Origin of the sequence: Lacibacter sp. H375 (assembly GCF_037892425.1) — a bacterium.
Taxonomy (GTDB): Bacteria; Bacteroidota; Bacteroidia; order Chitinophagales; family Chitinophagaceae; genus Lacibacter.
Window position 1 is genome coordinate 3,379,071 of the sequence record NZ_JBBKTT010000001.1, and the last position, 13,278, is coordinate 3,392,348.

Sequence of the window (13,278 nt, forward strand, 5' to 3'; positions counted from 1 at the left end):
GTGTGGATGGTTGGATATTTTATGAAATAACATAAGATCATTTTGGCCGTGAGATACCAAGTTTTTTCATACGTGCTTCAAGTGTTGTGGCATTGAGACCTAAAATTTTCGCAGCACCTTTTTCTCCACTTACTTTCCAGTTTGTTCTTTCTAATGTTTGAATGATGTGTTCCTTTTCAACATCTTCCAATGTTTGGTTTGATGAAGAACTGTGATTGGCTGTTGATGTTCCGGAAACAGCAGGTATCCAATCGCCATATTCAAGAACAGAACCTTTTGAAATGATCAGGGCACGTTCAATTAAATTCTCCAGTTCACGAACATTACCCGGCCAGTTGTATTGGTGAAGAGCAGTTAAAACATCAGGGGCAACTTCAGTTATCTTTCTGCCCATTTTTGTTTCATGCTTGCGGATAAAATGTTTTACAAGCAGTGGAATATCTTCTTTACGGTCACGCAATGGGGGAGTGATGATCGGGAAAACATTCAAACGATAATAAAGATCTTCACGAAATTCTTTTTTCTCGATGGCTGTTTGCAGATTTCGATTGGTAGCAGCAATTATTCGAACGTTTACTTTCATTGTTTTAGGATTACCCAAACGTTCAAACTCACCTTCCTGCAATACACGTAACAGTTTTGCCTGTAATTCAACAGGCAGCTCGCCGATTTCATCTAAGAAAATTGTCCCTGTGTCTGCCAACTCAAAGCGACCGATCTTTTTTTCCATTGCACCTGTAAATGCACCCCGCTCATGACCAAACAATTCACTTTCGATGAGATTGGCTGGAAGTGTAGCACAGTTTACTTTCACCAAAGGACGTTTATTTCGATTGCTGATATTATGTATGGCTCTTGCAATTAACTCTTTACCGGTTCCGGATTCCCCAAGAATTAATACCGTTGCATCAGTAGAAGCTACCTGTTCAATTTGTTGCAGTACTTTATGAAATTTTTTACTGGTACTTACAATGTCTTCAAAGTTGTGATTGTACTTTATCTCTTCCTGCAGGTATTGGTTCTGTGCTTTTAAACGAGCCTGTTCCTGTTCCATCAATACACGTTCTGTAATATCAATGAACATCGTTCTTGTAAATTGGCCACCAACATCGGGGTTCGACCACCACTGTATCCATATTGGAGCACCGGTATCTTTGCGCCGCAATTCAAGAACAATTCCACTTGTGTCTGTACCTCTGCCAATTGAAGCAAACGCTTCTTTCAGTCGTTTTTGTGCGTCAGGTGTATCGGGCACAAGTGAACTTCCATAAGTATAGGGCACTTCTTCTGGTTTAACCCCCAGAATTTTCAACGCTGCCCTGTTTGCTTTTATAAATTTCGAATCCAGACCTTCGTGGACATAAGCAATGGGTGCCTGCTCAAACAGATCTTTGTAACGTTGATCGCTTTCTTTTAAACTTAAATCTAATGCTTTGTTGAGTTCTTCCAGTTTTTTAAGTGCGGAAAGCCTATCCATTTCAGCACCTGCTCTTGCGGCAAAAATGCGGAGTATGTTTGCTTGGTTCTGATCGCTCGTCATGGGAATACTATCTAAGGCAGCAATATGTCCCAACACTTCACCTGTTTCGGGACTATTAATTGGAACAGCGATATACGATTGAATTCCTTTCTCTCCCGGGAAACTTTTTTCTAATTCATCTGCACAGAAATAATCCTTTCCGTTCATTACGTATTGACAGGGGGTTCCCTCCAGATCGTATTCAATATTTTCCAGTACTTGTTTACGGTCAACATAGGAGATGGTGCGTACTCTCGTTTTCTCTTCATTCGCACATTCTGACACAAGCGCATAACGTACACCTAAAACTTCCGTTACAATTTTGGTTAGACCTTGCAAATAGTCCATACCGGTGAGAGCAGCAGTACCTTCTGAAATGATGCGAAGTATATCTTCTTCTTTTTTTATTTTTCGAATATCCCTTACGATACTGCACGAAAATTCTTGTCCATTGTATTCAATATAATTTCCGGTTATTTCAACTTCATAGAGATAACCTTCTTTATGGCGATGTTTTGCTTCAAACGTAATTTTCTTTGCTTTCTTTAGTTTTTTCCAGAAGCCCGGAAAATCCTGTACAATATCAGATGGGTTAAGTTCAGGCACTTTCATTGTTAATAATTCATCACGACTTCTACCTGTCATGTAAGTAGCCATGTCATTTACTTCAATGATATTGCCGTTTGCATTTACCCAAAATACAGCCTCGTGAAGATTGCGTAAGGTTTGCCGGTATAGTTCGATGTCATATTTTTTCTGTTCCAGTTCTTTTTCAGATTGCATCCGTTCCAACTCACTTGCCAATTGCGCTGCGAAAATCATCAACACAGCGATGCGGTCTGTTTGATCAGTGATTGGGTTGGGATCTGATGCTGCGATATGACCAAGCATTTCACCTGTAAGTTTACTGATGATGGGCACAGCAACATAAGCTTCAATTCCTTTTGCTCCTGAGTGGAATTTTTGTGCCGCTTTCGGCAAATAATAGGGATCACCATTTATAACCATACTGCAGGCTGATTCGGCTGTGCTGTATTCAATATTATCCAGCACTTTGTCGCCCTCAACAAACGCAACTGTACGTAACCGAGTTTTTTCTTTATTGGCACATTCTACAACAAAGCAATAGCGCATACCAATAATGGCGGGGATTTTTTTCGCAAGTTCAAGTATGTAATCATGTCCAAAGCGTCCGAGAGTGGCGTCAGCCACCTGGGCGAGAAGGCTATCTGCCAATTGTTTATGATCTGCTGTATCGATCATTTGGCTGTGAATTGAGGGTTTGTTTAAAGTTACAAATTCAACACCGAAAGTCAAGATAAGTGCAGAGGAGAATTGTCGTGAAAATGACAATAGTTTATTATTGTGAAGCCTGAAAGTAATATGTTGATCATTCTTCAGGGTATAAAAATGCAAGGACGATTCAAGAATCTGCTTCACTAATTGTAAAATGGAGGGGTGATTACTTAATGTTGAGGACAATAAGCTAAGCTTAATAAAAAAAGATTGCACCACTTTTAGCCAACAATCCTCACGTTAGTCTAATATTCGGATATCATTTGTAGATTTACTGGAAAGTGAAATGATGCGAAACAAATTGACGATGTTTCACTGAAGAGCGGGTTTAGAAAAGTTGATATATGTTATTTGTTTGATTATCAGGGCGTCTTATATAAAAGTTTGAATCCTGACGCGGTCACACAGAATGCAAAAAGGGTTTCATTTATGAAACCCTTTTTTTGTTGCATTACTTTCATGTTTTTATTGCTGATGGTCACATTCCTTTTTTTGCTGCTTTCAATGCCTGAGCATTGTATGTAAATCATAATAAACAGTGTTATTCCACTTTTTTACGACTATTCACGGTTTTTTTTTGCATGCCGGCCTGCTCTTTGCCATGGAGGCCAGCGTGTAAAGAAATGGCCACGAAAGAAGAAAGCTAACAGGTTTAAAGTAGAAGAGGATAGGACTGGCAAGGCCGTACATTTTTGTTAGGGCTTGATGGAGTTGAAGACTGACGGATTTATACGCTTGATACGCTTTATATAGGGAGTATCATGGGAGTTGAGTGGGAGTATCCTGCCTTTATAAGCGAAGGTGTCTAGTCCTAAAATAGCTGGTTCATCCTAAAAAGAAGCAATACAGGTGAATATTAAGACGTATTGATAGCATCAATAGTATAGTTGGGTTGGGCAAGCACAATTCTTCTATACTATTGTCTTGACACAAAAGAAACAAAAAGTCAAGCCGGAACAAATTACCCCCCCCCCCCATGTTTCTCCTTACGCCCTGATTAAACTTGGGTATAACTCATGAGTTTTTTGCGTAAAAAAAATAACACGTACTTCAATAAATAGCTTTGCGTGCTGCAAAAGATGTTAATAATCCGCCTTTTGCAACATTTTCATCACTGATTTGCAACAATCCCGACACCTCTCTCATAAAAGCCCAGTGTAGTTTTACGGCATCACTTCAAGGATTTAAGATTGCTTTTATGAGAATACGATTGCTATTGCTAAGTTTCGTTTGCCTTTCTTTTTTTAGTGCCGTTCTGGCGGGCATTCCATCTTATATTCAAACCAAAGATGGGGTTATTGTTTTCACTGATCCGTTGTTTACAGGTACTGCGCATGCAGTTAAGCTGGAGGTGGTTTGCGATCATATTATCAGGGTTATTGTTTCACCCGATAAGGAAATATCAATAACCCAAAGTTTAGTTACAGTTTATGGTAAACGGACAGATATTCCCTGGAATATTGTTTCTGATAAAGAAAAGCTAACGCTTACAACCAAGAGTATTAGTGCAGTAGTTAAGCTGAAAAATGGCGCCGTTTCTTTCTATGATAGGAAAGGTAATATTATAGTGCATGAAAAACCATTGTTTGGAAGAAGTTTTCAACCGGCAATATTTGATGGACAACCCTTTTACGGTATTACGCAGACATTTCAAGTAAGCAATAATGAAGGCTTGTATGGTTTGGGTCAACATCAGGACGGTATTATGAATTACAAGGGTAAGCAGGTTACCTTTTTCCAGAACAATACAGAAGTAGCCGTACCCTTTTTAATTTCCTCAAAAAACTATGGCATTTTATGGGATAATTATTCCTTGACAAAAGCCGGAGATGCAAGATCATTTCATCCGCTTTCAACCCTTCAGCTCTTTTCAAAAAGTGGAGACCAGGGATGGCTTACCGCATCTTACCGCAATAACAAATCAAAAAAGGATGATGTAGTACTTGAGCGACCTGAGACTGAGATCAACATGGAATACCTCAATGATTCTAAAATAATACTTCCAAAAGAGTTTACAGGTGCAACAGGTTCTGTAACATGGGAAGGTAGTATTGCCAGCTATTTTTCAGGAGAGCATCAGTTGCGATTCACGTTGGGTGGCACTCTGAAAGTTTGGATAAACGGAAAATTGGTTTTGGATCGTTGGCGTAAAGCATGGAACCCCGCATCTGTAATAGTGCCGGTTACCTTAAAGAAGGGGGAGAAAGTGCCGGTAAAAATTGAATGGATTCCCGAATCACCTGAATCATATTTATCGTTAAAATGGCTTGAACCGCTTTCTCAAAAAGAACAAAATCTATTCAGCTTCTCTTCGGAAGCAGGAAAGCAGATTGATTATTATTTCATTCATGGAACGAACATGGATGAAGTGATTTCTGGTTACAGAACATTAACGGGCAAAGCACCCATTGTTCCCAAATGGGCATTAGGTTTCTGGCAAAGTCGTGAGCGATATAAAACACAAGAAGAACTTCTTTCTACAGTTGAAGAATTCCGCAAGCGAAAAATTCCATTGGACAATATTGTTCTTGATTGGAATTATTGGCGGGAAGCGGAGTGGGGTAGCCAGGATTTTGATGAAACAAGATTTCCTTCTCCTGATAGTATGATTAGTGTGTTGCATAAGAAATACAATACGCAGATCATGATATCGGTGTGGCCAAAATTTTATGAAGGCATTGCAACATATAAAGAATTTGATAAAAAAGGCTGGTTGTATAAAGGTAATATCGAACATCGCCAACGTGATTGGATTGGCGAAGGATATGTATCAACATTCTATGATGCATTTAATGAGCAGGCCCGCAAAGGTTTTTGGAATTTGATCAACAAAAAAATATACAGCAAAGGAATTGATGCATGGTGGATGGATGCAAGCGAGCCTGATATTCTTTCAAATGTAAATCCAGAAAAAAGAAAACTGCAAATGACACCAACTGCTTCGGGCAGTGCAGCAGAATTTTTAAATGCATATCCATTACAAAATGCAAAAGGAATTTATGAAGGGCAGCGTTCAACCGATTCATCTAAGCGGGTGTTTCTTTTAACACGTTCAGGATTTGCTGGTTCGCAACGCTATGGCGCCGCAATTTGGAGTGGTGATATTGGTTCTACCTGGGACGACATGAGAAACCAGATATCTGCCGGTGTAAATTTTTCGATGTCTGGTATTCCTTATTGGACCATGGACATAGGTGGTTTTGTTGTACCGGAAAAATTTGAAAAACCTAATGCTGAAAATTTAGAAGAGTGGCGTGAGTTGATGACCCGTTGGACACAGTTTGGTGCTTTTGCTCCTTTATTCCGTTCACATGGTCAGTTTCCATATCGTGAAATTTATAATACTGCACCAGATAATCATCCGGCATACAAAAGTTTTCTTTATTACGATAAGTTGCGTTACCGTTTACTTCCTTATATCTATTCATTAGCGGGAGCAGCCTATCATAATAATTATACAATTATGCGTGGATTGGCAATGGATTTTGCAAAGGATACGGCTGTATTGAATGTAGCAGATCAATATATGTTTGGTTCAGCCTTACTTATAAATCCAGTGCATACATATAAACAAATAAAACGTTCTGTGTACTTACCAAAAAACAATGGTGGCTGGTACGATTTATATACTGGAAAATGGTATTCAGGTGCTCAACATATTATGGCCGACGCACCGTATGAGCAAATGCCTGTATTTGTGAAAGCAGGTTCAATTATACCTTTTGGACCTGAGTTACAATACACTTCTGAAAAACAGGCTGATACAATTTTATTGAATGTTTATGCTGGTGCAGATGCTTCCTTTAATTTATATGAAGACGAAGGAACAAATTATAATTATGAAAAAGGGGCGTCCTCAATTATTCCCATTTACTACAATCATGAAAATGGAGCAATAACCATTGATGAACGCAAGGGAAAGTTCAAGGGGATGCTTGATAAACGGGTTTTCAAAATCAATCTCATCAACAACCGCCGGTCTAAGCCATTAAATTTTAACAGCTCCACAGATAAGTCGATTAGTTACAGTGGAAGCAGAATAACGATAAAACTATACAAGCCATAAATACACACGTATATGAATTCAACCAAAACGATTCGCTTAAGATTAAAACTGCTTTCGGGTATTCTTACACTACTGCTTTTTGCAAGCACCAATAGCTATGCGCAATCAAAAGTTAGCGGAACAATTACTAACGAGCGAACATCAGCTCCCTCCGCAGGAGCTACTATTACAGTTAAAAACACCAAACGTTCTGCCGTTGCAGATGATGCAGGTAGGTTCTCCGTTGAAGCTTCAACCGGTGATGTATTGGTCATTACAATGGTAGGATATGCAAAAAAAGAAGTAACAATTGGCAAAAACACCAGTATTCAGGTGAAGCTTTCTGAGAGCAGTTCACAATTGGATGATGTGGTAGTGATTGGTTATGGAAGAACGAAACGTAAAGACGTTACCGGCTCTATTTCCAGTGTTACCGGTGAAGAACTACGCAGAACTGTTCCCACAACGATTGACCAGGCTTTGCAAGGCAAGGTTGCTGGTGTAATGGTGCAGCAAATTTCCGGTCAACCTGGTGGTGGCGTATCTATCCAGATCCGTGGAGTTTCATCCATCAGTGGAAACAACTCACCTTTGTATGTAATAGATGGTGTTATCATTCCATCTTCCGGCGATCCGGGTAGCGGATCTAATCCATTAAACACAATCAATCCTTCCGAAATTGAAAGTATTGATGTGTTAAAAGATGCATCGGCATCTGCTATCTATGGTTCACAGGCCACCAATGGTGTAATCGTTATTACTACCAAAAGAGGAAAGGCTGGAACTCCAACAATTTCGTATGATAGTTATTATGGTTTCCAGGCAATACCTAAAAAACTTCCTACAGTTAATTTACAGGAGTTTGCTACGTTGTTGAATGACCGTTCTGTTGTATGGCAGTTTGATGCAAGACCAGAACTTGCAAATCCAAAGTATTTAGGAATGGGCACCGATTGGCAATCGGAATTGTTCCGAACTGCTCCAATGCAAAATCATTCCATTACAATTAATGGTGGCGATGCAAGAACACAATATTTACTTTCAACTTCTTATTTTAACCAGGAGGGTATTGCCCTTGGTTCTGGTTTTAAAAGATATTCGGTTCGTTTGAACTTAGATAATAAAACAACCAACTGGCTGAAAATTGGAACAAGTATTCAGTTAGCACGTGTTGATGAGAATGTGAATTCAACCACATCAAGCGTTATATCAAATGCGCTGAGCTTAACACCTGATGTGCCTGTAAAAAATTTAGATGGCAGTTGGGGTGGTGTTACCAATGATGCAGGTTGGGTTGTACCTATTCCCAATCCGGTGGGGCTTGCGCTTTTGAATTCGCATACAAAGAAAAGAAACCAGGTATTTGGAAATGTGTATGCCGAAATTCAGTTTTACAAAGATCTATCACTGCGAAGTGAACTATCCGGAAATTTTGATTTTGCCAATGAAAAATCGTTCAACCCTACGTATGATTTTGGAAGGGCGATCAATACATTGAATTCATCATCATCTTCTTCCGGGCAGAATACTTATACAGTGGTTCGCAATTTTCTTACCTACAACCATTTATTTGGAAAACTTAATGTAAACGGATTAGCTGGGCATGAAGCACAACTAAGCAGCTTTGAATTTGTATCTGCATCAAGAAGAAATTTTCCTTCCGATAATGTTACATCAATCAGCAGTGGCGATGCCAATACTGCTGCAAACAGTGGCACATGGGGTTCAGGACCAGCACTGGAATCTTATTTTGGCCGTGTAAACCTGGGATGGAACGACAGGTATCTGTTAACTGGTAATGTGCGTAACGATGGCTCCTCAAATTTTGCTCCCGGCCGACGCAGAGTAACAACTTATTCCGGCGCCTTTGCTTGGAAAATAAACAACGAGAATTTTTTAAAGGATGTAACATTTGTGAATGAATTAAAACTGCGGTTAGGCTACGGCGTTACCAACAACCAAGGCATACCCGGTAATACATTCGTTACCATGCTTACCTCTGTAAACAATGGTCTTTCAGGTTCTGCGCAATTTCAATCAAACCTTGAAAACCCATTTGTAACATGGGAAAAAACAAAATACTCCAATGCAGGAATTGACGGAACGTTTTTGAACTGGAGACTCAGTTTTTCATTTGATATATATGATCGCAACACAAACGGACTTTTATTAAAACTGCCACTGCCTTTGTTTTCCGGAACCACAACAGGCTGGTCGCCCGGAGCTATGCAGGCACCTTATGTAAATATTGGTGCGGTTAGCAATAAAGGATATGATTTCAGGATCAGCTCTACAAACATCAGGGCGAAAAATGTTACATGGAGAACTGATTTTACAGTTTCACACAATGTAAACAAGATAACAAGTTTGGGTAATGGCGGCGATGGTGCAAACCTTTCTCAAACGCTCAATAATTATGTTTTTGCAAAAACGGTTGTCGGTCAGTCAATCGGATCGTTTTATGGATGGAAGTTCGATGGCATTTTTTCAAAGCCGGAAGATTTTACGTCTCATGCATTGCCTGTAGATCAAAGCGGAAATCCTTATCCTGTTTCGCCAAACGGTGGTGGTATCTGGTATGGTGATAGAAAGTTTAAAGATTTGAATGGCGATGGCGTTATTGATACAAAGGATCAAACATTTTTAGGGTCTCCTTTACCGAAGTTTCAATTTGGTTTCAACAACTCCATTACGTATAAAGATTTTGATTTAAACATTTTTCTTAGTGCAAGCCTGGGGAATAAAGTGCTTAACCAGTTAACGATTTCTCAAACCTATCCCCGCAATAATACCAACTATTTCAGATCTGTGATGGACTATGCAAAAGTTGTATATGTTGATCCTAATGGACCACGTGATGACGTTAACAATGCTTATGTTTCAAATCCAAACACAACAATACCGGGTTTGCGAAATGATAATACAAACGAAAATCTCCGTCCGTCTGATTTGTATATCGAAGATGCTTCGTTTATCAGGTGTAAAAACATTACGCTGGGTTACAGAATTCCTGCAAAAATATTATCCAAAGCACATATACATGCGCTCAGAGTGTATGCAACTGTTTCAAACGCTTTCATTATAACAAAGTATACCGGTATGGATCCTGAAATTGGTTCATGGAATCCATTACAGGCAGGATGGGATGGCGGATATTATCCGCAATCCAGAACATTTACGTTCGGATTAAACCTGAATTTAACCAAATAAAAAACGATTGAAATCATGAAACATATTAATAGCATAATATTGGTTGCGGTGGTTACTGTATTTTGTTTCGCCTGTAAAAAAAGCTTTCTCGACCGCCCTTCGCAATCACAAATAAGTTCGGATAACTTTTATAAAACCACTTCAGATTTAAGATTAGCCACTGCCAGTCTTTATGGAGGTGCTACCTGGGGTATTTGGCATCACGAAGCCTATTTGCCTTTAGGGGATATATTGAGCGGAAACGGCAACCGTCAATGGATCAGTGATTGGGTACAGCTTTATACACGTACCATTACTGCGGGCAATAGTGTACTGCAGGGAGGATGGAAGGGCTTGTATAATTTAGTTGGCCAATGCAATGGCGTTATTAATTCCATTGAAAAAAAGGGAGCTGCATCTATTAGCCAGGCAGATAAAAATGCGGCTCTTGGTGAAGCAAAGTTTATTCGTGCAATGGCTTATTATTATCTCGTTAGTTTGTGGGGTGCAGTTCCAATTATTGAAGACAATAGTAAACTCATTCAGGAACCGTTAGTAAATCGTCACATTGTTTCCGATGTTTATAAGTTTATCACACTCGATTTAAATTTTGCTGCCAAACATTTACCTCGTACTGATGAAAAAGGTCGTGTTACTACCTGGTCGGCACAAGGCATGCTGGCGAAGGTTTACCTTACAAGGGCAGGTCTTGAAGGCAACGGAAACCGTAATCAGAATTATTTAGACAGTGCAAAGCATTTCGCAGCAATTGTTTGTAATGAGAGCGGTTTGAATTTATTGGATAATTATTATAACCTGTTCAGATCTCAATACAACGATAACCCTGAGTCCTTATTTGCGCTTCAGTGGGCTACTGGTCCAAGTATTAGTTGGGAAGAAGGCAATTTATTGCTGACCTATTCTCCATCAAATGATATTAACCCGCAAAAAAATGGTGCATGGACTGCTTTGTCGCCTACCTATGATTTGTATCTGAATTATGATGTAAAAGATAGCGTAAGAAGAAAAGCTTCGTTTACTCTCAATGGAGACTTTTATCCTGAATTGAATGCAGCAGGAGGCGGATACACGGCTGGCGGACAAAGTATGAAGAAGCATATTATCGGAAACGAAAAAGATAATAATTCACCCACTATGACCTATACAGCATCTATTGAACATGATGCGCTGCTTCGCCTTGCAGATGTTTATTTAATTTATGCAGAAGCGATCCTTGGGAATAATGGAAGCACTTCCAATGCTGAGGCATTGAAATATTTTAATAAAGTAAGAGTAAGAGCTGGTGTTGATCCGGTTTCAGCAATAAATATCGACGACATTCTTAAAGAAAGAAGAATTGAATTCGCTTTTGAAGGACAATACTGGCTGGACCTCGTTCGTCTTTCGTATTGGAATCCTACCAAAGCGGTAAATATTCTCAACAACCAGCAACGGGTAACATTTGCATATGCAAACGGAGTAGCAACTCCCGATGCACCTATTGGCACAGCCGTTGTACCTGCTACAATTTCTGCTTTTACATTACAGATACCAGCATCTGAACTGGCTGCTGATCCCAAACTTGCTGAACCTCCTGTTAAATACTATTAATCTCAAACGATATAAAATACTATTATGAATAAAAGATTAAAAGACCGCTTGTATTTTTTGTCGCTGTCAATAATGATCGTGGCATTATTATCGGCGTGTAAAAAAACGATGGAGATGCCTCCTGTCATTTCTGAGATCAGGAGTTATGTAGCTTCTCCCAATGATTCTGTTCTTAACAGCCTGGTAGCCGATGGCCAATGGGTAGTTATTTCGGGCAAGAATTTAAAAAATGCAATACAAATAAAGTTTAATGGTGTAAATGCATCGTTCAACAGCACTTTGTTTGCAGAGAACAGTGCAGTGGTGCAAATACCAGCAATCATGTTTTCAACAATTGACACGACTAAGCTTTATAAGCTAGAATATACAACCACCGGCGGCTCAACCACGTTCGATTTTAAATTAGGACCCGGTGCGCCAATTATTTCGGCTATCTCAAATGTATTTGCCAACCCCGGAGACTCTGTATTCTTATATGGCTCCAATTTGGTTTTGGTTCAAAGTCTTTCGTATGCAGGAACTCCCATAACATCATTCAAATCAAATCTTGATGGAACCTCTCTTGGTTTTAAGATGCCGGCACAACAACCAACGGATCGTGTATTACTTACTACAAAGGGCGGATCAGTGGATTTCAAAATTGTGGCAACCCCAACAATTACACATGTTTCAAATGAAAATGCTATTGCAGGTGATTCGGTATATGTGTATGGCACTTATTTGAAAAATATTCAATCATTCAATTTTGGCGGTGCAACGATCACTTCTTTTGAATCATCCGCTGATGGTAGTGCTGTGGGTTTTGTGATGCCTTCCATTTCAGCAAGTGAACCAATAACCATTACTACTCCGTTTGGCAGTGTTACAACCATTTTCAAAGTAAATAACCAGATCAGTACTACTGGTATGTTAGCGAATATGGAGTGGGGTAGCTATTTCGGTTGGGGATGGTGGGGCGCTTCAGGACTTACAGTTAACAGTGTGGCAAATAGTGGCGGCTGGATTACAGTAAAACCCGACTTCGACGGAATATTAGGCAAGAATAACAGCATGTTTGTTTCATTTAATACAAGTAGTATTCCGGCAGGTGATGGACAGTCTTTTGGTCCTTATAATTTCCCTATTGGAGGTAATGAATGGGTGCCAGTCTCAAATCTTTCTGACCCAGTGGGCAATTGGGCAATTAAGTTTGAAATAAGCATTGCGAAACCATGGAACGGTGGTACGCTTTGTTTTGAATCTGGTTTTGCCGGAGGTAGCTACATTGCCCGTTATGAGCCCTGGCAAATTTCCGCTAACGCCACAGCAGCAGTTTCTACCAAAGGATGGCAAACAATAACTATACCCCTGTCTTCATTCCGTGCCGCAGACCCAACGCTTGGTCCTGGCAAAGGAGCTTCGGTTTCAAGTTTAGCCAATTTATTAGGAGCCACCGGTAATACAGGTTTGAGTATTTACCTGCATAACTATGCTACAGGTGCAACCACCACCGGGTTTTATGCTGCATTTGATAATGTGCGTGTTGTAAAAATAAAATGACCTTATAAAATATTTTTCACAGAAACATAGATGAGCCTCAGGATGGTTAATGAACATTTGGCCATCGCAAGTTATACTC

At 39.7% G+C, this 13,278-nt stretch carries 5 protein-coding genes; 4 read left to right on the forward strand and 1 reads right to left on the reverse strand.

Going from position 1 to position 13,278, the window contains the following annotated elements; genetic code table 11:
• Nucleotides 1–37: 37 nt before the first annotated feature.
• Nucleotides 38–2,782 (reverse strand): sigma 54-interacting transcriptional regulator, encoded by a 2,745-nt coding sequence (locus WG954_RS14685; RefSeq protein ID WP_340437418.1) that lies wholly within the window; start codon nt 2,780–2,782, stop codon nt 38–40.
• 1,231 nt (nt 2,783–4,013) lie between these two features.
• Between WG954_RS14685 and WG954_RS14690 the strand changes: the two genes are divergently transcribed.
• Genes WG954_RS14690 through WG954_RS14705 form a run of 4 tightly spaced genes read left to right on the forward strand, consistent with a single transcriptional unit; the run spans nt 4,014 to nt 13,199 of the window.
• Entirely contained in the window at nt 4,014–6,881 is a 2,868-nt protein-coding gene (locus WG954_RS14690) for a glycoside hydrolase family 31 protein (protein ID WP_340437419.1), read from the forward strand.
• Between the two features lie 12 nt (nt 6,882–6,893).
• The gene (locus WG954_RS14695) at nt 6,894–10,070 is read left to right on the forward strand and encodes a SusC/RagA family TonB-linked outer membrane protein (protein WP_340437420.1); all 3,177 of its coding nucleotides are present in this window, start codon (nt 6,894–6,896) and stop codon (nt 10,068–10,070) included.
• A gap of 15 nt (nt 10,071–10,085) precedes the next feature.
• Entirely contained in the window at nt 10,086–11,660 is a 1,575-nt protein-coding gene (locus WG954_RS14700) for a RagB/SusD family nutrient uptake outer membrane protein (protein WP_340437421.1), read from the forward strand.
• 24 nt (nt 11,661–11,684) lie between these two features.
• A complete protein-coding gene (locus WG954_RS14705; RefSeq protein WP_340437422.1) occupies nt 11,685–13,199 on the forward strand; it encodes a glycan-binding surface protein in 1,515 nt (504 codons plus the stop codon).
• The last annotated feature ends 79 nt before the right edge of the window (nt 13,200–13,278 follow it).